A 21,918-nucleotide genomic window follows, 5' to 3' on the forward strand; every position below is an offset into this window, starting at 1 on the left:
CGGTCCGGCCCCCCCTACGCCTGTCGCATTTTCCTGGTTCTGTGGATTATGTAGACGGGTTGTATCGTATCCGTGACACGCAAGCAAGCATATCCGCGATGAGGACGAGCGCATCCACCGTTTTCGCGGTACGTTTGCGCTTTTCCGCATAGATTTGCGGGATACCTTCCCACTACCGGAGCGATTTTATGTATATGCCCGCGCACTTCGAAGAGCAGCGCGCCGATGTGCTCCATCGACTGATCGACGAATACCCGCTCGGCGCGCTCGTCACGGTCGGCCCGAACGGGCTCGACGCAAACCATCTGCCGTTCGAGTTCGATGCGGCAAGCGGCCCGCACGGGACGCTGCGCGCACACGTCGCGCGCGCGAATCCGGTATGGCGCGAGGCGGTCGAGCGGCCCGACGCGCTGGTGATCTTCCAGGGGCCGTCCGCGTATATTTCGCCGAACTGGTATCCGAGCAAGCATGAAGCGCATCGGCAGGTGCCGACGTACAACTATATGGTGGTGCACGCGCATGGTCGCATCGCGGTGCGTGACGACGAGCGTTTCCTGCGCGGCCTTGTCGCCCGGCTGACGCGCAAGCACGAAGCGGGTGAACCTGTGCCGTGGAAGATGGGCGACGCACCCGAAGACTTCATCTCGCAGATGCTCGGCGCAATCGTCGGCATCGAGATTGAGTTAGCGAGGCTCGTCGGTAAATGGAAGCTCAGTCAGAACAAGGACCTCGCGGACCGGCAAGGCGCGCTCGACGCGCTGCGTGAACGCGGCAGCGATGCGCGACTGGCGGTCTCGGAGGCGATGGAGGGCGCGCTGCGAAAAGGGTGAGAAAGGAACAAAGCGCTGCGTCACTCGCAGGCACACTTCACCTGTCAGTTATCAGGCGCGGCAGCCTGCACGGCATCCAGATAGTGGGCAAATTCCTCAGCGATCGCCTTCTCCGCCCGTTCCACGTCCTCATCGGTCAATTCAGCGAAGTGCGCCCGCTTGCGCTTCGACAGTTCGCCGTGGCCCTGCACGACAATATCGACGAGGTTAGCCATCTTCGATTGCCGGAGATCCAGCCACGTTTCGAGCCGGGCAACGGCTGCATCGTACGCGTGCAGGTAGCGGACTTCGAGCGCGAGATCCTGCTCCACGCATTGCTTGCAGCACTCCAGCACGAACTCGCAGATTGCGGTCGCATCGAATGACGCATACAGCCAGGCCGGCTGCCCGGTACGCACGTGAATGGTGTCGCTGTCCGCGTCGAGGCGGTAGTCGAGCAACGCGGTGCGCGGCCGTGAATAGCTTTTCAGCAAGTCCGAATAGCGTGCGACGTTCTTCAACATACGGGCCGAAATCGGCAGGACGATACCCTTGGGCGTGAAACCGGACTGACGCAGCACGTGGTGAATGAGAAACCGGTGCAATCGTCCATTGCCGTCGTAGAAGGGGTGAACAAAAACGAGTCCGAACGACGCACAACTTGCGGCAACGACGGGATCGACCTGATTGGTCGCGCCCCATGCCGCGACTTCGGCCACCCCTTTCATCATTGATGAAACAAGCGCGGGTGGGGGCGGAATGTAGTCCGCAATATTGCGCAGGCGGCCCGCACGGGAGAGCCAGTTCTGGCCACCACGAAAGCCACCCTCTGCCGTTAGCGGATTGACGATCTGGTGCTGCCAATCAGTCAGTTGTTCTTCAGTCAGTCGACCCGGCGCACCGGCTTCCTCAAGCAGGCGCCGGAATTTCGCGGCGCGCTGATTGTCGGGAATCTCCTGCTCAATTCCGTAGGTGGAACGCGTTTCGGCGAGGTATAGATAGTCGACTGCGCGCGCGAGAACCTCGGGTTCGATCATCGCCATTGCTTGCGTCACCTTGCCAGACAGGTTTTCGGCGAGCAACGCATTGAGCCGCTCGGTACGACGTACGATCGGCACAAACGCGCGCGTGCCCAGCAGGTTGTTGACCACGCCAAACTGCGTATCGGATCGTGACGGCCCGACCACGTACTGCTTGTCCGACAGAATACGGACGCGGGCCGCACCAGGCGGCACGCTGAAGTCGAAACTGACGCCGTTCAGCCATTTGGCGAGGAACGCTGCTGTGCGGGCATACGCCGATGAAGGCGAGACGCGTAGCCACTCCCTCACCGTGTAGACGGCTTCGCCCTGCTCGAACAAGGCGCCCAGCACGGTCGGATTGAGCGTTTCGCGTTTTAGCGCGAAGGTCAATTGATCAACGATCGAGTCGGGATTGCCTGAATACCGATGCTTTGGCAGGGTTACCCGCTCGCTACCGTCTGCCGACGTAAACGTGGACATCACGCCGGATTTGTCCGACAGCCCGAAAACCTTGAGCGGTTCCGGCACTTTCAGGCGGAAGCGGTCGATGAGCGCTTGATAGCCGAGTGGAGTAGCCATCGATTCCTGCTGATTTCCCCGAGGGATCTACAAAAACACCTACAGTGTATACGAAAACGACTATTTATGGCAATTTTTACACATAAATGGCTATATTTAACCTGGTCACGTCAATGTAGTATGTTATGTAGGTTGATCCTCTAAAAATAGTCGATTTGGTACACGGAGTAGTTGTTTTGGTGGACGAGCGCCTCGCCCCAATAATTCCTTGACCTTCCCATCATTGGAACGTCGATACTGGGTTTCATCGAGCGGTCCATCGGCCGCCGCAGGAGCCTGAACATCATGACTGACCTTGCCACGCGATCGGCCACCGACGTGTCGCGCCCCGCCGCGCCGGGGGCCGAGCTCGAGATCCACGGCATGACGTGCGCGTCGTGCGTGATGCGCGTCGAGAAGGCGCTTGCCAAAGTGCCGGGCGTCGCCCGCGCGACAGTCAACCTCGCCACCGAAAAGGCGACTGTCGACGCCGACGCGTCGGTTTCCGTCGATACGTTGCTCGCGGCGGTGGGCAAGGCCGGCTACGATGCGTCCCCGGTTGCGCAAGCCGCCGACGCCGCGACCGCGTCCGCACTGCCGCCCGCGACAGCTGAGCTGGCGATCAGCGGCATGACGTGCGCGTCGTGCGCAATGCGCGTCGAGAAGGCGCTGTCGAAGGTATCCGGCGTCGCGTCGGCATCGGTCAACCTCGCCACCGAGAAGGCGCGCGTCCAGCTGAACGGCGAATCGGACATCGACCGGTTAATCGCAGCCGTCGAAAAGGCCGGTTACCATGCGACGCCGCTGGTGGCCGAAACAGCCGTCCCAACCACGGCCACCGCCGCCGCGCCGCGCGACAGCGCGCGCCGCGACTTCGCCGCGGTCCTGATCGCCGCGCTGCTGACACTGCCGCTTGTCGCGCCAATGGCAACCGAACCATTCGGCTGGCACGCGATACTGCCCGGGACGCTGCAGCTCGCGCTCGCCACCCTCGTCCAGTTCGGCTTCGGCGCACGCTTCTATCGCGCCGCATGGCGCGCGGTCCGGGCCGGCGCCGGCAATATGGATCTGCTTGTCGCGCTCGGTACGTCGGCTGCGTACGGCATTAGCGTCTATCAACTGGTGATGCATCCGGGCGACACGATGCATCTGTACTTCGAGGCGTCGGCGGTCGTTATCACGCTGGTGCGCTTCGGCAAGTGGCTCGAAGCGCGCGCCAAACGCCAGACCACTGATGCGATCCGAGCACTCAATGCATTGCGGCCGGACCGTGCGCGGATCGTCATCGGTAGCGAAGAGCGCGAGGTGCCGCTTGCGCAGGTGCGCGTCGGCATGATCGTCGCCGTGCGGCCGGGCGAACGGATTCCCGTCGACGGCCAGGTTTTGCAAGGCCGCACGCATATCGACGAATCGCTGATCACCGGTGAAAGCATGCCGGTCGCCAAACAGCCCGACGACCCGGTCACCGCCGGCTCGATTAACGGCGAAGGCGCGCTCACGATCCGCGCCGCCGCGATCGGCGCGGAAACCCTGCTCGCTCGCATCATCCGCCTGGTTGAAACAGCGCAGGCGGAAAAAGCGCCGATCCAGCGCCTCGTCGATCGCGTGAGTGCTGTGTTCGTGCCGGTGATCCTCGGCCTTGCCGTCCTCACACTGATCGGCTGGCTGTTCGCCGGGGCCGGCGTGGAGGCCGCGATCCTCAACGCGGTCGCGGTGCTCGTGATCGCGTGCCCGTGTGCGCTCGGCCTCGCGACGCCCGCGGCAATCATGGCCGGCACGGGCGTCGCGGCACGCCACGGTGTGCTGATCAAGGACGCGCAGGCGCTCGAAACCGCCCATCAGATCGACGTGGTCGCGTTCGACAAGACCGGTACGCTGACGGTCGGCCAGCCGTCGGTGACCGCGTTCGAGGTGGGCGATGGAGTCGATCGCATCGACGCGTTGCGCGTCGCCGCGGCTGTGCAGCGGCATAGCGATCATCCGCTGGCGCGCGCGGTGGTGAAGGCGTTCGAAGACGCCGAGCCGGCGCCGTTTGCGACGGCCGAAGCCGACCGCGACGCACTTGCCGGCGCCGCCGGCATCGCGCTCGCCAGCCCGTCCGCGTTGAGCGCGCGCTCGGCACGCGCGATACCCGGCCGCGGCGTCGAAGCAGATGTCGACGGACGCACAATCGCGATCGGCAGCGGCCGGTGGCTCGCGGAACTTGGCATCGCGTTGCCCGAACGCCTCGCGTTGCGCGCTCAGCAACTCGAGCGGGCGGGCAACACCGTGTCGTGGCTGACGACACGCGGCAGCGCAGGTACGCCGCCAGCCGTGCTTGCGCTAATCGGTTTCGGCGACACGGTGAAGCCGACGGCGCGCGCGGCGATCGAGCGCCTCAAGCAAATGGGTATCCGCAGCGTGCTCGTGTCCGGCGACAACCGCGGCAGCGCGGCGAGCGTCGCAGCGGCGCTCGGCATCGACGAATTTCACGCGGAAGTGCTGCCTGCCGACAAGGCGCGTGTGATCCACGACCTGAAGATCCGCAGTGCGGGTGTCGTCGCCATGGCCGGCGATGGCATCAACGATGCCCCCGCGCTCGCCGCCGCCGATATCGGCATCGCGATGGCGACCGGCACCGACGTCGCGATGCATGCGGCCGGCATCACGCTGATGCGCGGCGACCCGGCGCTGGTCGCCGACGCGATCGATCTCTCGCGCCGCACGTGGCGCAAGATTCAGCAGAACCTGTTCTGGGCGTTCGTCTATAACCTGATCGGCATCCCGCTTGCCGCGTTCGGGTTGCTCAACCCGATGATCGCGGGTGCGGCGATGGCGTTCTCGAGCGTCAGCGTCGTGACCAACGCATTGCTGCTACGCCGCTGGCGCGCGCGCCACTGAGACAAGCCAGCCGGCTCCGGTGAACTGGCGGAGCCGGGTCGCTTCGCGGATCGCCGGCCGCTGGATGGCCGGCCCCCGGATCGCCGGATCGCCGGCCGCCGAAATTACATATTGCTTTCGAAAGATTAAAGAAATCTGCCAGCGCCGCCGATAATCCATGTCAGGTCGCGAGCACCTCCAATCTGGGCACATCACTCGCGACACGGAACTGTCCGAGCAGTCCCGTCCCCCCATTACCACCATTACAGTCATGGAACTCCTCACATTGCGCCGCGCCAGCGTCGGCGCCAGGCTCGCCATGCTGTCGTGCGCACTGGTGGCGTTGATCTTCGCGGCCTTCACCTGGGCGGTCACTCGCGCGGCCGGCGAGCAGATCAACGAACAGGTGCTCACGCGCATCGCAGAAAAAGACCGCTCGATCGCCGACACGATTTCGCTGTTCGACAAAGCACTCAATGCTGAAGTCGGCCGCTCGATGACGCAATTCGAACATTTTCTGCCAACGGACTTTGCGCTCGACGAAACGCAGAAGATCGACATCAACGGTGTCGCGACGCCCGTCTTCAAGGCTGGCGACAAAGTGCTGAATCTCGACTTCTCGGTGCCCGACGACTTTCTCGCGCGTAGCGGCGCGATTGCGACCGTGTTCGCGCGAACCGGCGACGACTTCGTGCGCGTGACGACATCGCTGAAGAAACAGGATGGCTCGCGCGCGATCGGCACGCTGCTCGATCGCAAAGGCCCCGCCTATGCGCCAATCGCCGCGGGCAAGACGTATACCGGTCTTGCCGGGCTGTTTGGCAAACGTTACATCACGCAGTACAAGCCGATCCTCGACGCGAACGGCCGCGTGATCGGCGCACTGTTCGTCGGTGTCGACGTCGATGCGCAGATCCATTCGATCGAAGAGGGCATCCGCAAGCTGAAGATCGGCGACAGCGGCTATTACTTCGTGCTCGATGCGTCCCATGGCGCCGAGCGCGGCAAGTTCATCGTGCATCCGGCGGCGGCCGGTCAGAAGGCCGACGATGGCAACGCGCCCTATCGTCAAATGCTCGACGAGAAAGAAGGCCACCTCGCATTCAGGTCCGCGGACGCGGCACTCGGCGAAACGGCGGCGTCCGACAAGTACGCGTCGTTCATCACCGTGCCTGAATGGCAATGGCTGCTCGGCGGCATCGCGAAACGCGATGAAGTGATGGCCGAAGTCAACGCGACGCGCAACCGCTTCCTGCTGATCGGTTTCATCCTCGTTGCGGTGTTCGTCGCGGTGTTTCTGATCGTGGTGCGCCGCCTCGTGAGCCGCCCGCTCGAAGAGGCGGCGAAAGCGTCCGAACGCTTCGCGGCCGGTGACCTCAGCGTGCGCGTGGCCGATGCGGGCCGCGGCCGCCGCGACGAAATCGGCCGCCTGATGCACGCGATCGACGGTATCGGCGAAGGTCTCGCGCGCATCGTCACGCAGGTGCGAAGCGCTTCGTCCGACATGACGCACGGCACCGCGAAGATCGTGGCCGGCAGCGGCCATATCGCCGCGCGTGTCGCGACACAAGCGAGCAGCCTCGAACAGACGGCAGCGAGCATGGAAGAACTGACGTCCACCGTGCAGCAGAACGCGAACCACGCGGCACAGGCGAACACGCTCGTCACGAACGCATCGGCCGCGGCGGTCGACGGCGGCCGTGCAGTCGGGCGTGTCGTGTCGACCATGGGCGAGATCAGCCAGTCGTCGAAAAAGATCGCCGATATCACGTCCGTGATCGAAGGAATCGCATTTCAGACCAACATCCTCGCGCTAAACGCGGCCGTCGAAGCGGCGCGCGCCGGCGAGCACGGCAAGGGGTTCGCGGTCGTCGCCTCGGAGGTGCGCGCGCTCGCGCAGCGCAGCGCCGCGGCGGCGAAGGAAATCGACGGACTGATCGCCGCGTCGACTGCGCAAGTCGAGAGCGGCTATCGGATCGCCGAGGAAGCGAGCGTCACGATGCGCGGCATCGTTGAGCGCGTCGGCCAGGTGCAGACGATCATCGGCGAAATCAGCGTCGCGTCGCGCGAGCAGTCAGGCGGCATCGAGCAGGTCAATCTCGCGGTTACGCAGATCGGCGAAGCGACGCAGCAGAACGCGACGCTCGTCGCCGAAGCGGAACGCGCCGCCGCCGAACTGCGCGAGCAAGCCGACCGGTTAAGCGACGCGGTGAGCGTGTTCAAGGTGAACGCGGATGCGCAGCACTGAGCCACGCATCGTGCGGTTTGCGGCCGGGGTTCGCGGACTGACTTACGCCTTCGGCCGGATCAACTCGAACATCGCGCCGGCTTCCACGTAGTCGCCGCGATACCCTGCGCGCATGATCGGCTGCGCGGCCAGCGTGTCGAACCGGCCGTCCTTCAGATACGCGTTCTGGATGTGCACGCCGACCACCTGGCCGATCGCAAGCCAGGTGTCCAGCGGCTTGCCATCGAGCGAATGCAGTTCCGCCACGTGCACCAGTTTGCATTCGAGCGCGGCGGGCGATTCGCCGACATGCGGCACCGACACATTGCGGCCCGCGACAGGCGTGAGTCCAGCCAGTTCGAACTCGTCGACTTCGGGCGGCACTGGCGCGGAGGTGCGGTTCATCTGCTCGGCGAGCGCTTTCGATGTCAGGTTCCAGACGAACTCGCCGGTTTCTTCGATATTGCGAATGCTGTCCTTATACGATTCGCTGGAAAAACCGATCATTGGCGGAAACGTCGAAAATGCGCCGAAAAAGCTGTACGGTGCGAGATTGCATCGGCCGTTCGCGGCGCGCGTTGAGATCCAGCCGATAACGCGCGGCGCGACGATCGCCTTGAACGGATCGTGCGGCAAACCATGCCCGACCAGCGGGTCGTAGAAGTGCACATCGCTCATACGGTATTCCTTCACTGCTGCTGGGGACCGAGTCCTTTGACGAGAGTGTCCAGCATAACGCAGTGCGCATTTTGATGATTTGCCGTAAACGCAACCGGCCTGCCGCTCAGCTCGCGACAGGCCGGTTGATGGACTGCGGGACGGGCGACACGGCAAAGACCGCGGCCGCCCAGATCAAAAGCTCATTAATCGTGATGCGGACGATGATCGTCGTGATGATACGGATCGCGGTCGTGCGGATGGTGGTGCATCCACTCGTCGTGCGACCAGTAACGATGGCCATCCCAGTAGCGGCCATCATGCTGCCAGCCGAGCTGGATCGAGATGCCGACCGGAATCATGTGCGGTTCACCGTACACGACGTCTTGTGCAAACGCGCTGGTCGCGCCGAGCAATGCGCCGCCTGCGAGCAGCGTGGCAATCAGGGTGCGCGACGTCTTGTTCAAGCCTTTCATGTTGATTCTCCCATTGAGAATGTTGTTGCGAGGGCCGTGATGTTCAGGAGCGTCAGCTTCGGCCCCGCGCTTGAGAACCACTGTAATGGCGACGCCGATACATAAACGTGAAGACTTGTAAGCACACATTTCACAGAACGGCGGATCATGCGGCCCCGCTATATGCGAAATGCCTGTCGATTCAGGACACATCCCAGGGTGGGCACTAACGGATAGCTGCGACGCTGTCAGCTTACGTTACATCCCTTTCGATACGGAAAGTGTGCGAAAGAAAATTGAAGGCGTAGCTGATGTGGCAGCGCGTGGGTTTAATGCGTTTTAAGGGTCTTGCCTGAAAGCAAAGAGCTCGGCATTTTTAGCCGAGCTCTCGATACTGCGCTTTCACTTGACGACTTCGCGCAAGCTTGCGCGTTGGGACTCGCCCAATTAGTCGGTGAGACGGACGCCGAACAGCGTCGCCTGCGCGCGGCGCATACGCTCCGCTTCGCGGTGACGAGCTTCGTACGAGTAATCCGAATCCAGCGGCAGGTACGGCGACGCGAAGAGGTCGCTGACCTTTTGGTACAGAGCAAAAAGAAAGTTCATGGCGACTCCCGTTGATGATTGATTCAGGGTTTTCCCTTAGAAGCAAGTATAGGGTTTTCCCTAGATCAAGTCTAGTGCGCCGCACAAAAATTATGTAAATAGGCGTGCGCTCGATCGTCGCATCGGTTGATGCGTTGCATCATTGCAACAAAGCAAACGATGAAAAAAGGGAGCGATTGAAGACCAGACACACGCGCCACCGGCGCGCGGCCTGAATAGTCAGTGCGCGTGAGTCGTCGACGGTTTGTGCTTACGCGCGGGCTGTGCCTTAGCGGACGAATGCGCGTCGGCAGGCTGCCGCGGCGCGACGGCCGCCGGCGCATCCGCATTGGCCGCCGGTGCCGCGGGCATCGCTGCTGCAGGCGACGATTCCGTCTGCAGCAGCGTCGCGAGTGTCGCCTGCTGGCCGAGCAGCATCTGCTCGATGCGTTGCTGGTGAAGGATCGAGTCTTGCGTCAGGTGCACCAGCAGCAGCATCTGCGCGACGCCAATCGCCACCGTCACCAGCAGCACGCCGACGACGATCGACAACATCCGCTTCATCCTGCGCGAATGGTCGGCTGCGGCGCGGCGCTGGTCTGCAATCACGCCGTATAGCGCATCGACGGTATCGGCGAACGCGGCCGCGCGCGCGTGATCCAGCTCGGGCGTCGCGCGGGGCGCAGTCTGCGTCGCGGCCGCCGCACTGCTTGCTGCTCCAAACGGCATGCGGGCGGTCGAAGCATATGAATGCGGTTGCGGTTGCGCCGGACGCGCGGTAGCCGCGGCGCCCGCGCCCATCGACGCGCCTACGTCGCGCGATGCGGCACTCGTGTCGTCAGCTGCAAAACGTGACGGGGCGGTCTCGCGAAGCGCGGCAACTGCCACCATCGGCTGCGCGACCGGCGAGACTTCCGCCAGCGACGTGTGACGTGCCGCGCCCTTGTCGTCGACATTCACTTGCGACACGTCGGCACCCGCTGCCGTTGTCGCCGGCTCGCCCGAATCGACGCCAAAGCAGCTGCGCGCCGAGGTTGATGCAGCCTTCTGCTCGACCTTCACCGTCGATGTTTCCGCCTCCGGTTGCGCCGTGCGCGCCGCATCGGCCGCTTGCGCCGCGCGCGCGTTGCGGCGTACGACCTTTGTCTCCGGTCGCGTCTCTTGCGCGTCGTTGCCTTCCGTTGCCACCTCGACTGCGGCCAGCACCTCATCGGGCAATTCGAAACCGCTCAGCGTCCCCTGCCGCACATCGATGTTCATCGCCTGCAATGCCGCGCGCGTGGGGTCGTCGGGAAACAGCTCGAGCGTGCTGTCGTCGGCCGGCACGTCGCTGAGTTCGGCGAGGCGCTGTGCCGAACGCGCGGCACGCGCAAGCTTGTTTTCGGTTTCGGTCGACACGGCGGCGGTGCGCGGCTCTTTCGAGCCTGAGCGGGATGAACGGGAAGTGCTGGGTGCTGCGGGATCGGCCATGTTGTGTTCCAAAGTGTTCCCGGGGGAGTCGGGTCGAGCGCCGCTATTATGGACGACAAGCCGCAGCGATTCGATCCCGCCGATGAAGGATCACCGCTCACACGTTGTGGAAATGCGTCATCCCGCCATCATTCGCCGATCCCTCTTTGGTTACGAGGTGCTCGCCGCGCTGCGCGGCGCCGCTTGCGGTTTCGCGTTCGGATCACCGTCGGGTTGTGCGTCGGGCTTGGGCTCCAGTTCCAGCCGCACGCGCAATGGCTGACGCATATCGGCCGGCGGCGCGCTGCCGATCGCGTGCGCCATCAACAGCGCGCGCAGATCGTCATTCGCCTGCGCATCGCCAAGCGAGTCGAACGCAACGCGCGTCACCGCGCCATCGGCGCCGACCCACGCGCGGACCTCAATCATCGATGGCACCGCGTCGCCCTGCGGATGCTGCAGCCGGTCTTCGAGAAACGCATGAAGTTCATTAGCAGTGTCGTCATACGCCTCGAGCGAATGCTGGAACTGCTCGCCGACGAGCTGCGCGTAAGCGATCCACGCTGGCGGCACGCCGGTAGTTTGCGCGTGACCGGTGATGCCCCATGCAAGCGCACCGACGCCGATCGTGCATCTGATCGCGCGGCCGATCGCGCAGATGAAGCGCGGCGACGCGCTTCGCTTGACGTTATTCATCGATTCTCCCCAAGCCCCGGTTGCAAACTGAACACGACCAATCGGATGCGCATGCCCGCATCCCGAGCGCCCCCCGCTCAAGCCGGATCGAACGGCAAATAGACACGTGCGTTGCCGCGCTGAATCAGCAATGCCGCGTTGTCATGCAGCTGGCGCAGCTCGACGACCAGCTGATCGAGCGACGCGACCGGCGTCCCATTCACCGACAGGACGATATCGCCCGCCTTCAAACCGATGCGCGTCGCCCGCCCCGTCACCTGTTCGATCAGGAGTCCATGATCGAGACCGAGGCGCTGCTGCTCGACGGTCGACAACGGCCGGACCACGATACCGAGCCGCGAAGGCGGTGCAGCGGAGGCATTGGCGGCCGAGCCACCATTGCTGTCCAGTTCGCCGACCGCGACGCTCATATGCATCGCATGGCCATCGCGCCACACGAGCAGATCGGCGTTCTTCCCTGGGCGAATCTTTGCAACCGTCGTCAACAGATCGACGGAGTCGTCGATATCGTGACCATCGACCGCAAGCACGACGTCGCCCGCCTGCATGCCGGCCCGCGCCGCCGGGCCGCGCGGATCGACGACGCTGATCAGCGCGCCGTCGGGTTTCGCGAGGCCGAATGATCGTGCGAGCGCCTGACTCACTTCCTGCAGGCTGATGCCGAGCCAGCCGCGGCTCACGTGACCGGTCTTCAGCAACTGATCTTTCACGTCAAGCGCAACGTCGATCGGGATCGCGAACGATAGCCCCTGATAGCCGCCGGTCTTCGAATAGATCATCGAGTTGATCGCGACGACGCGGCCGCGCAGATCGAACAGCGGCCCGCCCGAGTTGCCCGGATTGATCGGCACGTCGGTCTGAATAAACGGCACGTACGCCTCGCCGGGCAGCGAACGCGATTTCGCGCTGACGATGCCCGACGTCACGGTATTGGCGAAGCCGTACGGCGAGCCGATCGCCATCACCCAGTCGCCGACATCGACCCGCTGCGGATTGCCGGTGACGACAACCGGCAGATCGTCCGCGTCGATCTTGATCAGCGCAACATCGGAAAGCGCATCGGTGCCGACGACTTTGCCTTTGAACTCGCGCTTGTCGGTCAGCTTCACATCGACGACGTTCGCGTCGCCGACCACATGGCGATTGGTCAGGATATAGCCGTCCGCGGTGACGATAAAGCCGGAGCCGAGACTGACCTCCTCGCGATTGCCGATCACACGGCGCGCGAGAAACGGCGCAAGCGGATTGCCGGGCGCGATGCCGGGCGGCAGTTGCACGCCCATCTGCGTGACTTCATGCGTCACGCTGATGTTGACGACCGCCGGCCCGTAGCGCTTCGCAAGCGACGCAAAATCAGGCAGCACGATCTGTGCGGCGCCGGTGGGCGGCACCGCGCCGCCCACCGCATCGTCACTCACAGCGGCGCTCGCCGTACTCACGCAAAACGACGCGGCCACGACACACATGGCGACCCGCGCTCCACCCCGTTCAAGACCTCGTTTTGCGGTTGTCATCAATTCGTTTGCCTGTTTTCAGACCCGCGCGCGGTGCCGCGCCGCGGCATTATTTCACCGGCGCGGCAGACGTCGGCCGTTGCGGCGTCACCGAATTGCCCCACGCATTGCCGAAGCGGATACTTTCCGCCGAATAATTGAATGTGCCGACCTGGTTCGACGGCGCCTTCGCCTGCGCTTCGGCGGCGCTCACGCCGCTGGACGCGGCAGTCGGCGTGGGTGCGAGCTGCTGGCTCAGGCAATCGTATGAAAGCGCCTGCACGCCGTTCATTTCCGCGTTCACGCACACACGCTTGCCATTGTTCGGCGAGCCCGCCTGCGCGGCGCCCGCGCTGGCGCCAGCAGGCGCACTCTGCGCCCACGCTGCGTCGCCCATCATTGCCGTGCCGACGATCGATAACGTCACCGCGATTCGAAGGACATGTCTATGCTGTTTCATCGCAAGACCCTCTCATGATGTCCCCGTGTCGGCGCGCCCCGGGTCGGCCGACTGGCGGCCAGACGCCACGAAGCGCTGGAACTCCTTCACATCGGCCCGTTTCATCCAGGGTGGCGGAGTCTCGAGGAAGGAGGTATCGCGTCGCACCGTTTCATAGTGGATCAACTGCCTTGACGTCGGAAACGGTGTTTCGCGCGGTGCGTTGTACATCATCTTGAAGAACCGCGCCTGCGGCCCACGATGCGTCCATAAATCGCCTACGTCGCGCACGGTCGCATCGAAGCAGAAGCGCACCCAAACCGGCCTGCCGCCCATTGCTCCCGCGCGCATGAATTGGGCCAGCGTCAGCAGCACATAAGGCAGGTCATGTTGTTCGAGCGCCGGATAGGACCAGAGGTTCATTACATCGGCGTAACCGACGAGATAGATGAAACGCCGCACCGTCAGCGACGGCGCCGCGCGCCGCATCACCTGGAAATGACGCTGCCAGTTCTCGATGAAGACGCCGCGCTGCTCCCGCTCGAGCGCGACATCGCGCCTGCGGTGCACGCCCGGCACGTCCGGCTGATACGACAGCGTCGAGAGCGGGCAGCGCGCCTCGTCCTGCGCGACAAAGTGCCGAAAGCGCCGACCCGCGTCGTCGGCAACGGGGACGAGTTCGCCGAAGCAGACTGGACAATACAAGCTCGCCTTGTCGCCGATCCCATAGTGCGCGCCGACGACGTGAAAACCGTAGGCGCCGGCGTTCAGGTCGTCGAGCTGGAGCGCGGTATCGGACGAGGTTCCGGTCATAGGCATCGGCTCTGGCGGGTCGATCAGTGGACCGCGGCGAGCGCCTTCTTCAGCGCATCTTCGTCGATCGTCGCGGCCGACGGGTCCGCGAGTTTTGCCATATACGCCTGCGCGTTCTGCGCTTCACGCTGCTGGCGCAGTTGTGCGCGCAACTGTTCTTTCACGTCAGCGAGCGGCCGCACACTTTGTGCGCGCGTATCGGTCAGCTTGATCACATGAAAGCCCGCTTTGGTTTGCAACGGTCCTGCAACATCGCCCGGCTTCATGCCGTCGACCGCCTTGCGGATTTCCGGCATCAGCAGCCCGTCCGGTACGAAGCCCATATCGCCGCCGTTCGCCGCGCTTTGCGACTCCTGCGAATTGGCCTTCGCGAGCGTAGCGAAATCCGCGCCCGAGGCACGCGCCTGACGCGCGAGATCCGCAGCCTGCTTGCGCGCCTTGTCGACGGTCGCCGCATCGGCGCCCGCCGGCACGGCGATATAGATCTGCGAAAGACGCACAGCGTGCGGCTGCGTGAACAGCGCCGGATTGCGGTCGTAAGCTGACTGGATTTCCGCATCGGACGGATAGTCGGCCGACGGAGCGGATACCGATGCGAGATAGCTGCGCAGAATCACGTCGCGCCGGGTTTCATCGATCAGCGCGGTGACTTGCGGCTGCTTGTCCCAGCCCTTCGCATGCGCTTCGGCCAGCACGGCCGACGCTGCGAGCTTCGCGCGCACCAGCCGGTCGAGCTGTGCCGGGTCGGCGGCAAGCCGCGTTCTGATATCCGGACTCAGCGCCTTCAGGAACGCCGTCATGTCGGCTTGCGTGACCGACGCATCACCCGCGCGCGCGATCACGTCGCCTTGTGCATGCGCTGCGCATGACAGAGCCAGCATTGCACTGCTTACGGCCATTGCGAATTTCTTCACTTTTCGACTCCCCACTACTGAAAATATTGACCCAACCTGGGCTGTCAATGCGCATCGGCGCGGCCTCGACAGCTGCCGTCCCGCACCTTCACAACTCGGCGCCGAGCGAAAGACGCACGACCACCGGCTGCTTCATCATCCTTGGCGGCGGCGCGCCCACCGTCTGAGCTAGCAGCAGCGAGCGCAACTCGGCTTCCGCGACGTCGTCGCCGATATCGGCGAATTCGACTCGTTCGACGTGCCCCGTGCGGTCGAGCCAGACGCGCACTTTCAGCGTCGGCGGATCGAATGGCAGCGGTCCGCCATCGGCCAGCGTTCGTGTCGGCGCAGCAGCACCGGCATCGGTGTCGACCCAGTTGCTGAAGTACTCGTTGAAACGGCGCGCGGTTTCGGTATCGGCGGCAAGCGCCGCTTGCAGGGTTTCCGAAACCCGCTGCGCATAGGCAAGCCATGCTTGCGGCGCTTTCTCGACGCTCACGTGCTGTGCACCCGCGCCCGCCCACACGCTGTGCGTGAGCGCAAGCAATGCCGCGCCGAGCGCGCCAACCACGCCCGGCTTGCCCAATTTGTTCATTTCGCTTCGGCTTGCTGCGCGTCTGCTGCGATGTTCACGAATCCCGCGACCGCGACGCCTGCCATTGCATCACCGGAGGCTGCCGCCGCGGCCATGGCCGGCCGGTTACGCAGATGCAGCAGGAACTCTCGAATCAGGCGGTCCCACAGCTCGATCAACGAACGCAGATTGCGCTCGCTTACGCCGCCTGCGACCACCACATCCATTTCGAGCACCAGAAACTGAGCCTGCTCCCACAGCCGCGCGAAGCGCTTCGTGCGGTTCCAGCTCGCGACGATCTCAGCGGGCAGTTCGCCCTGCACTTGCAGCGCGCAGCTCAGCGTGAAGTCGAGGAACGCGCCGGCTTCGCTGGACGCATTGCCGAAGCGCACCGCAAAACCGACGCCCTGGCTCGCGCTCATCAGTTGCACGACGCCGTTCTGCTCGGCCGGCGTGACGCGGTAGCCCGCAGCCTTGAATACGTCGGCCAGCTGGTCAACGCTTACGGCTTCGATAAACAAATCGTCGCTGCTCTTCTTCGTTGCTGCCTTTGCTGCGGTCGTCATATCCATTCCTGTTTTTAAGTCCTGCTTTTAAGCCGCTTTTAAATCCTGTTATTCGATCCGAATGCCCGAACTGCGCGAGTTGGATTAACTGCTATGCATTGGCTGCCATGCGTGAAGTGCGCTATTTGACCGCGTATAATGCGACGCCTTCATGACTGTGTTATTTCGCCTCGATCGTTGCGCTCGCCGCGGCCGAAGGTGCCGATGCAGCCGCAGCGGGACGCGCGTTCGGGTCATATTTGCCCGCGTACAACTGATCCCCATACTGCTGCGCAATCTCGTCGTACTTCACGCGGGCGCTTTGCGCGAACGGCTGGCGCGCCTTCATGAAGGTGCCGAGGTCGATGTGCTCGTAGGCATCGAGAATGTCGTGCCCGACCGTGTATAGCTGGGCATTTTTCGCTTCACACGTTTGCAGTTGCGTGTCGCGCGTCTTCAGGTCGTTTTGCGCCTGCTTGCGCTGTGCCTCCTGCGTGCGAGACTCGGCGAGCAACGCGTCGTAAGACGCCTTCACTTTCGTCAGCTCCTGCGAATCCTTCACATGGCTCGCGCGCTCGGCGGCAAGTGAGCGCTCGGCCTGCTCCTGCGCGCTCGACTTGCCTTTCGCCGCATCCAGCTCGCCTTGCGCGGCTTTCAGGTCGGCCAGCGCCTTGTCACGCTGCTGCTCGGCCGCAGCTTTGTCCGCCTGCAATTGCGCCTGCGTGTCCTGCAATTGCCGCAACTGCTCGACGGTCGAACGAAGTTGCGTACGCAACCGGTCTTCGAGGCTACCGCTTTGCGCAATAGCCGACAACGACGCGCACAACAGCGCGGTGCTCAGGCAGCCGCTTGCCACGCTGCTCATTAGACGTTTTCGCATGGTCCGCCTCAGAATCTCGCATTAAGCTCGAGCTGCAGCACGTCGATCACCAGCGGCGGCCCGTACACTTCGCGTGCGCTCAGGTAACGCGCGGACACCCACGCATCGCGCGCGACCGCATACTGCGCACCGATCACGTAGCCCTTCGCATTCGTGCCGCCGAGGTGGAAGTCGGAATCGGTGAATGCATCGAGCACCGCATCCGGCTGCAGATACTTGTACGCAATCGAGAAGTTCCACTGACCCTTCTCGACCAGATCCGGCTCGCCGAGCGTGACCTTGAACATGTAGCCGTTGCCGCCGCTGCGGTAGTCGGATTCCGACACATTCGCGCTCGCGGTGTTGAAGTTGTTGACCGGCGTTGCCGGCGCATGGAGCGCCTGGTTCGCGTCGAACGAGAGGTTCCGCACGAACTCGCCGTCAAGGCGCAGTTTGTAGCGGTCCATGAGCTTCGTATCCCATTCGAGCTTCGCGTCGAACAGGCGATAGTTATAAGCGAGACCGAAGAGCTGCGGCTGAGGCGTGGTGCCCGGCGCGAGGTTCGGGTTATCCACGATATTGCGCAGCGCGATCAGCGTATTGCCCTTCTGCATGAAGTCCGGTGCATCGTTGTCGGTGCTGCAGCTCGTCGCGCCGAGGAACAGCGCACAAGGCGACGACAGCGAGCCGCGCGTGTTCTGGAAGTCGTAGTACGCGATCGCGCCCTTCAGGCGGTTCGTCTCGTTGATCTTCCATTCGGCGCCGAACTGGCCCGCGAACAGCCACTTCGTATCGCTGCCCGCTTTCACGGGGCTGTTCGACGGGAAGTTGTCGTCGCTGTATTGCACCGGGAATGCACCGAGCGTGCCGAACAGCGTCACGTCCGCCGCGACCGGCAGCGCATGGCGGAAGTTCGCGGCGAAACCGTCGAACTCGAGATCCGGATCGAACACCAGGTCCGACGAGAAGAACGGGTTATCGAATCGGCCGCCGATAAGATTCAGCCACGACGTCGGCGTATAGCTGATGTAGGCCTTGTTCAGCCAGATGTTCTTCTTGTCAAAGCCACCGCCTAGAAACTGTGTGGTCGAGACCGGATCGTTGTCGTTACCCGACGCGAGCTGAATGCCGGTGCTCAGGCCCTCGGCCACCTGCGCGGTGACCCCCAGGCGCGCGCGAATGCTGAACAGGTTCGAACGGTTCGTGGTCGTGTTGATGGACGGCGGGGCCGCGTTACCCGAGTTCCCGCTGAAGTCGAAGCCGCCCATCTGGTTGACCGCGGCGAAGTTGGTCAGCCCAGTCACGTTGCGCGGCGAGTAAAAGTCGAACTGGTCACGCAAGCGCAAATCGCCGTCGATCTTGATCCGCGATACCCAGTCCGGGAACGTGTTCGGCTGCGCCCAGTTTTCCGCCTTCGCCTGCGCGACCACTTCCTGCTTGACCTGGTCGCGAATCTGATCGCGCACGACCTGCGGCACGTACGGCACCGCGACATCGCCCGGCTGTGTCGGTGCATGCGCAACCAGCGGCACCGGCGGCCGCGCGGCGGCCGCTTTCGCTTGCGCGGCTTCGGCCTGCGCCTGCGAGATCAGGTCGTTTGCATTCTGCTGCGTGAGCACACCGCGCTTCACGAGCAGGTTGATCAGGTTGATCACCGTGCTTTCGGTCGGCGCGGCCGTGCCTGTCGCCGCCTGCGTTTCGAGCGATTGCGCATGCACGCCCGTGGTCAGCGCCATCCCCAGTGCCGTGAGCACCGCGAAGCTGATCCGCGTGCGCCGGATCGCACTCCCCCCACCGTGCTGCCCGCCACCCCGTAACACCATCTTCTGAATCATTCTGATTCTCCGCATAACTGCTGATTTTTCTACTGGCCCCGCCTGGTCCACGATGCACATGCGCGATTCGCTTCAGCCCGGCTGATGCCCCTGTAAGTTGAGCCGCACCGGGTATTGCCATGTCGGCGGCGGCGGTTCGTCGAGCTTGCCAAGCAACTGCAACGCGCTGACCACGGCTTCATCGAGCTTCGGGTCGCCGGTCGACTGCCCGATCGTCACGCGGACGATGCGTCCCGACGGCTCGAGCCACAGATTCACGCCGACCGCGAAGCGCATCCCCTGCCCCGATTCCTGCACGCCCTTGTCACGCTCGACGGCCTGTTGCAGCGCGTACACGATGTATTGCTGGTAAGTGGCATTGCCAAAGCCATTGCCGGTTCCGCTGCCCGCCATGCCTGAACCATCGCCGGCAGCGATCGCGAAGTTGTCCGTCCCCGCTTGCGCGGGCGCGTTCATCGTCATCTGCTTCGGCATGTTGTCCATCGGCTTGGGCGTTTCCGCGGGCTTCGGCGTCGCGGTCGGCTTCGGCACCGGCGTTTGCACCTCCGGCTGCTTCTCGGGCGGCGGCTTCACTTTCGGCGGCGGTGGCGGCGGTGGCGGCGGCACCGGAATCACCGTCGTCACGCGCGGCGCCTCGACGCGCTTCACGCCGGCCGTGTCGTTTGCGTAGTGCCAGACGATGAGCCCGACGCCGACCACTGCGAGCACGCCAAGCGTGGGCTTTACAAAGCGCTTCAGCCCTTTGCGCTCGTCGTCCGGATCGCCGCCGTGGCCGCCCTCGTAAGTCATTTCCATGAGCGAGGCCTCCTGCCGGCCGCGCTGCTGATGCTGGGCGCGAGTGTCATGATTTCTGCTTGCCCGTCACGAGACCCACCTGCGTCAGATCGAGCCGGCGCAGCAGATCGAGCACGTCCATCACCTTCTGGTATGCGACCGCCGAATCGCCCTTCAGCACGATCGGCGCATCCGGTGTCGTGGCCTTGATCGTGCGCAGCCGGTTCTCGAGTTCGTCCATCGTCACCGGATACGCATCGAGGTAGATCTGCCCTGAGTCGGACACGGTGATCGCCTTGGTCTGCGGCTTCGCGAGACTCGCCGACGAGCTCGCCTTCGGCAGATCGACCTTGATCCCCTGCACCGACGCGGTGGTCATGATGATGAAGATGATCAGCAGCACGTACGCGAGGTCCAACATCGGCGTGATGTTGATGTCGTCGTACGGCTTGTCGTCGTCCTGAACTTGCATGGCGTTACGCCCTCCGTTGTTGCGTGCTGCGGCGCGCGTCGTGTGTCGGTTGCGGTTTCGTGCGCTTTTGCATCCGTTTTTGCGTCCGCTTTTGCGTTATCAGTCGGCGGCGATCGCGTGGTCCGCGCTGCGATGCGCTTCCGCGAGACGCGTCACGAACTCGTCGACAAACACCTGCATATTCGCGGTCACGTTCTTGTTGCGGATCAGCAGGTAGTTGTAGCCAAAGAGCGCCGGAATCGCGACGAACAGACCCGTCACGGTGGCAAGCAGCGCGGCGGCGATACCCGGTGCGATCGCGTTCACGTTGACGTCGCCGGCGGCGGCAATCGCGGCGAACGTGATCATCACGCCGACCACCGTACCGAGCAGGCCGAGGAACGGACCGCCCGAAATCGCGATGGTCAGCAGGACCATCGACTTCGACAGGCGCTGGTTCTCGCGCACGAGCGTTGCATCCATCGTCGCGCGGATCGCTTCGATCGATTCGCTGCTGATGACCGTGCGGCCGTTTTCATCGACGCGGCTGTGAATTTCCGCAACGCCCGCGCGATACAGCCGGTAGAGCGACGAATGACGCAGGCGGCGGCCGTCTTCCGAGCGCTCGTCGGTATGCGCGAGGCCGACCAGATGGCGCCCGGCCACTTCGCGGAAACGCCTCACGAAATACGCGTTCGCCTTGTCGACGGTGCCGACGTACTGCGCCTTGTTCCACATCACAACCCACGACGTGAACGCCATACCGAGCAGGATCACGATCACGACCCATGCATCGACGGTCACGGACTTCACGATCACGCCGAAGTAGCCGAAGCCGAAGCCCGACTGCTTTTCATCGGCGCCGTAGTTGACGAACTTCGATTCCGCGCCTTGCGTCATCGCGTCGATGTCGAGCAGCGTCGCCGAACGCGCGACCTTCGACAGGCGCAGATCGTCGATCTCGCCGACATACGCGCTGCCGGTTCCGCCCGCAACATCGCCACCGATCGCGGCCGGTACGTTCATCGCGGGCAGCGTCGCCGCCACTTGCGCAACCTGGTGGCCGCCCACGTACAGCGTGAGATTGGTGCCGTCCGCGGTCACCGCGATATGCGACCACTGGCCAGCGGCGATCGGTGCCGACGCAGGCGTACGGGCCGGCGCGGCGCCACCATCGACTTCGGCGAACGGCACGCCATTGTCGAGGCCGATCAGCAAGCCATTTGCGCCGTCGCGTCGAGCGAACAGCAGCGTCTGCGGCGCGAGCGCGGCCGGCTTCACCCATGCGCTGAAGGTGAACTTGCCATCTGCCGGAATCGCGAGCGACGGGCTCGCCGCCAGATTCAACGGCGTCTTGCCGTCGAATTGCGCGGCCTTGCCGATGATGCCGTCTTCGACGATGCGCGCCGGTGCGTTCTGCGCGTTGTTCCCGTAGGCAGTCAGGTCCTTCGGCGGTGTACCCGACGCACCGTTGAAGTGATAGACCAGCGTGTAGTCAGGATCGAACGTCTCGGCAGGCTTCGCGCCGTCCGGCGCTTTCTTGTTGCCGTAGTACATCCAGATGTTCTCTGTCGCGCCGGCCGGGAATTGCGGTATGTCCACCCACACGAGCGCGACGCCGAGCACCGGATCGTATTGTTCGATGTGGTAGTTAAGCGGCGTCTTGTCGTCGGCGGCGACAAAGCGGATATCCGCGCCGCTGTCCTGCAGGCCGTCGAACTGGAAGTTGCCCGAATGCAGGCGGATCAGCAGCGGCACGCGTCCAGCCGACTCCGCGATATTGCCGCCCTTCGGCGTCGTGTCGATCGTGATCGACTTGCGGAACGACCAGTCGTTCTGCCACCACGCATTCGCCACCCCTGGCAGCCACATCAGGGCCACCGTCAGTAAAACCAACCAAGCTCGCTTCACAGTCCACTCCCCAG

20 protein-coding genes are annotated in these 21,918 nt (G+C 63.8%); 3 read left to right on the forward strand and 17 right to left on the reverse strand.

Annotated features, from left to right (window positions below; translation table 11 throughout):
- Window positions 1–188: 188 nt before the first annotated feature.
- Window positions 189–830: an FMN-binding negative transcriptional regulator gene (locus HV796_RS12460; protein ID WP_175226796.1), complete on the forward strand. Its 642-nt coding sequence runs from the start codon at window positions 189–191 to the stop codon at window positions 828–830.
- A 44-nt stretch (window positions 831–874) separates the two neighbouring features.
- On the opposite strand, the gene HV796_RS12465 is transcribed toward HV796_RS12460, so the two are convergent.
- The gene (locus tag HV796_RS12465; RefSeq protein WP_175226797.1) at window positions 875–2,410 is read right to left on the reverse strand and encodes a Fic family protein; all 1,536 of its coding nucleotides are present in this window, start codon (window positions 2,408–2,410) and stop codon (window positions 875–877) included.
- Between the two features lie 285 nt (window positions 2,411–2,695).
- Here HV796_RS12465 and HV796_RS12470 point away from each other — a divergent pair, with 285 nt between their 5' ends.
- Complete coding sequence (locus HV796_RS12470; protein WP_175226798.1) at window positions 2,696–5,269, forward strand: heavy metal translocating P-type ATPase; 2,574 nt, start codon at window positions 2,696–2,698, stop codon at window positions 5,267–5,269.
- Between the two features lie 250 nt (window positions 5,270–5,519).
- Window positions 5,520–7,496, forward strand: coding sequence for a methyl-accepting chemotaxis protein (locus tag HV796_RS12475; protein ID WP_175226799.1), 1,977 nt, complete (start codon window positions 5,520–5,522; stop codon window positions 7,494–7,496).
- Window positions 7,497–7,538: 42 nt separating this feature from the next.
- Here the strand turns inward: HV796_RS12475 and HV796_RS12480 are convergent, their stop codons facing one another.
- The 16 genes from HV796_RS12480 to HV796_RS12555 form a co-directional block, all read right to left on the reverse strand.
- Window positions 7,539–8,153 (reverse strand): flavin reductase family protein, encoded by a 615-nt coding sequence (locus HV796_RS12480; protein ID WP_175226800.1) that lies wholly within the window; start codon window positions 8,151–8,153, stop codon window positions 7,539–7,541.
- Between the two features lie 185 nt (window positions 8,154–8,338).
- Complete coding sequence (locus HV796_RS12485) at window positions 8,339–8,608, reverse strand: hypothetical protein (RefSeq protein ID WP_175226801.1); 270 nt, start codon at window positions 8,606–8,608, stop codon at window positions 8,339–8,341.
- 426 nt (window positions 8,609–9,034) lie between these two features.
- Window positions 9,035–9,193, reverse strand: coding sequence for a hypothetical protein (locus tag HV796_RS12490; protein WP_175226802.1), 159 nt, complete (start codon window positions 9,191–9,193; stop codon window positions 9,035–9,037).
- 219 nt (window positions 9,194–9,412) lie between these two features.
- Window positions 9,413–10,642, reverse strand: coding sequence for a hypothetical protein (locus HV796_RS12495; protein WP_175226803.1), 1,230 nt, complete (start codon window positions 10,640–10,642; stop codon window positions 9,413–9,415).
- Between the two features lie 150 nt (window positions 10,643–10,792).
- Window positions 10,793–11,317 (reverse strand): YbaB/EbfC family DNA-binding protein, encoded by a 525-nt coding sequence (locus HV796_RS12500; RefSeq protein ID WP_175226804.1) that lies wholly within the window; start codon window positions 11,315–11,317, stop codon window positions 10,793–10,795.
- 77 nt (window positions 11,318–11,394) lie between these two features.
- A complete protein-coding gene (locus tag HV796_RS12505; RefSeq protein WP_175226805.1) occupies window positions 11,395–12,831 on the reverse strand; it encodes a Do family serine endopeptidase in 1,437 nt (478 codons plus the stop codon).
- Between the two features lie 49 nt (window positions 12,832–12,880).
- Window positions 12,881–13,270, reverse strand: a complete 390-nt coding sequence (locus tag HV796_RS12510) for a hypothetical protein (protein ID WP_246355833.1) — start codon at window positions 13,268–13,270, stop codon at window positions 12,881–12,883.
- Window positions 13,271–13,282: 12 nt separating this feature from the next.
- Complete coding sequence (locus tag HV796_RS12515; RefSeq protein WP_175226806.1) at window positions 13,283–14,062, reverse strand: hypothetical protein; 780 nt, start codon at window positions 14,060–14,062, stop codon at window positions 13,283–13,285.
- Window positions 14,063–14,085: 23 nt separating this feature from the next.
- Entirely contained in the window at window positions 14,086–14,976 is an 891-nt protein-coding gene (locus HV796_RS12520) for a peptidylprolyl isomerase (RefSeq protein ID WP_246355834.1), read from the reverse strand.
- A gap of 88 nt (window positions 14,977–15,064) precedes the next feature.
- Window positions 15,065–15,550, reverse strand: coding sequence for a hypothetical protein (locus tag HV796_RS12525; protein ID WP_175226807.1), 486 nt, complete (start codon window positions 15,548–15,550; stop codon window positions 15,065–15,067).
- On the reverse strand, window positions 15,547–16,095 hold the full coding sequence (locus HV796_RS12530; RefSeq protein WP_175226808.1) for a YbjN domain-containing protein: 549 nt from the start codon (window positions 16,093–16,095) through the stop codon (window positions 15,547–15,549). Before HV796_RS12530 ends, HV796_RS12525 begins: the two co-directional genes overlap by 4 nt.
- 160 nt (window positions 16,096–16,255) lie before the next feature.
- Entirely contained in the window at window positions 16,256–16,954 is a 699-nt protein-coding gene (locus HV796_RS12535) for a hypothetical protein (protein WP_246355835.1), read from the reverse strand.
- Between the two features lie 8 nt (window positions 16,955–16,962).
- On the reverse strand, window positions 16,963–18,768 hold the full coding sequence (locus HV796_RS12540) for a putative porin (protein WP_175226809.1): 1,806 nt from the start codon (window positions 18,766–18,768) through the stop codon (window positions 16,963–16,965).
- 72 nt (window positions 18,769–18,840) lie between these two features.
- The gene (locus tag HV796_RS12545) at window positions 18,841–19,563 is read right to left on the reverse strand and encodes a TonB family protein (RefSeq protein WP_175226810.1); all 723 of its coding nucleotides are present in this window, start codon (window positions 19,561–19,563) and stop codon (window positions 18,841–18,843) included.
- Window positions 19,564–19,609: 46 nt separating this feature from the next.
- Window positions 19,610–20,014 (reverse strand): ExbD/TolR family protein, encoded by a 405-nt coding sequence (locus tag HV796_RS12550; protein WP_175226811.1) that lies wholly within the window; start codon window positions 20,012–20,014, stop codon window positions 19,610–19,612.
- Window positions 20,015–20,113: 99 nt separating this feature from the next.
- Window positions 20,114–21,865 carry a DUF2341 domain-containing protein gene (locus HV796_RS12555; RefSeq protein ID WP_246355836.1) on the reverse strand — a complete coding sequence of 584 codons (1,752 nt, stop codon included), beginning with the start codon at window positions 21,863–21,865 and terminating at the stop codon, window positions 20,114–20,116.
- Between the last annotated feature and the right edge of the window lie 53 nt (window positions 21,866–21,918).

Origin of the sequence: Paraburkholderia humisilvae (assembly GCF_902859855.1) — a bacterium.
GTDB classification, from domain to species: Bacteria; Pseudomonadota; Gammaproteobacteria; order Burkholderiales; family Burkholderiaceae; genus Paraburkholderia; species Paraburkholderia humisilvae.

Excerpts from the sequence above, each read along its gene's own strand:
- HV796_RS12545 (WP_175226810.1), bottom strand. The coding sequence starts at position 19,563 with ATGGAAATGACTTACGAGGGCGGCCACGGCGGCGATCCGGACGACGAG.
- HV796_RS12550 (WP_175226811.1), bottom strand. The coding sequence starts at position 20,014 with ATGCAAGTTCAGGACGACGACAAGCCGTACGACGACATCAACATCACG.
- HV796_RS12535 (WP_246355835.1), bottom strand. The coding sequence starts at position 16,954 with ATGCGAAAACGTCTAATGAGCAGCGTGGCAAGCGGCTGCCTGAGCACC.
- HV796_RS12540 (WP_175226809.1), bottom strand. The coding sequence starts at position 18,768 with ATGATTCAGAAGATGGTGTTACGGGGTGGCGGGCAGCACGGTGGGGGG.
- HV796_RS12500 (WP_175226804.1), bottom strand. The coding sequence starts at position 11,317 with ATGAATAACGTCAAGCGAAGCGCGTCGCCGCGCTTCATCTGCGCGATC.
- HV796_RS12525 (WP_175226807.1), bottom strand. The coding sequence starts at position 15,550 with ATGAACAAATTGGGCAAGCCGGGCGTGGTTGGCGCGCTCGGCGCGGCA.
- HV796_RS12555 (WP_246355836.1), bottom strand. The coding sequence starts at position 21,865 with ATGTGGCTGCCAGGGGTGGCGAATGCGTGGTGGCAGAACGACTGGTCG.
- HV796_RS12460 (WP_175226796.1), top strand. The coding sequence starts at position 189 with ATGTATATGCCCGCGCACTTCGAAGAGCAGCGCGCCGATGTGCTCCAT.
- HV796_RS12495 (WP_175226803.1), bottom strand. The coding sequence starts at position 10,642 with ATGGCCGATCCCGCAGCACCCAGCACTTCCCGTTCATCCCGCTCAGGC.
- HV796_RS12530 (WP_175226808.1), bottom strand. The coding sequence starts at position 16,095 with ATGACGACCGCAGCAAAGGCAGCAACGAAGAAGAGCAGCGACGATTTG.
- HV796_RS12515 (WP_175226806.1), bottom strand. The coding sequence starts at position 14,062 with ATGACCGGAACCTCGTCCGATACCGCGCTCCAGCTCGACGACCTGAAC.
- HV796_RS12510 (WP_246355833.1), bottom strand. The coding sequence starts at position 13,270 with ATGAAACAGCATAGACATGTCCTTCGAATCGCGGTGACGTTATCGATC.
- HV796_RS12505 (WP_175226805.1), bottom strand. The coding sequence starts at position 12,831 with ATGACAACCGCAAAACGAGGTCTTGAACGGGGTGGAGCGCGGGTCGCC.
- HV796_RS12485 (WP_175226801.1), bottom strand. The coding sequence starts at position 8,608 with ATGAAAGGCTTGAACAAGACGTCGCGCACCCTGATTGCCACGCTGCTC.
- HV796_RS12465 (WP_175226797.1), bottom strand. The coding sequence starts at position 2,410 with ATGGCTACTCCACTCGGCTATCAAGCGCTCATCGACCGCTTCCGCCTG.
- HV796_RS12475 (WP_175226799.1), top strand. The coding sequence starts at position 5,520 with ATGGAACTCCTCACATTGCGCCGCGCCAGCGTCGGCGCCAGGCTCGCC.
- HV796_RS12470 (WP_175226798.1), top strand. The coding sequence starts at position 2,696 with ATGACTGACCTTGCCACGCGATCGGCCACCGACGTGTCGCGCCCCGCC.
- HV796_RS12490 (WP_175226802.1), bottom strand. The coding sequence starts at position 9,193 with ATGAACTTTCTTTTTGCTCTGTACCAAAAGGTCAGCGACCTCTTCGCG.
- HV796_RS12480 (WP_175226800.1), bottom strand. The coding sequence starts at position 8,153 with ATGAGCGATGTGCACTTCTACGACCCGCTGGTCGGGCATGGTTTGCCG.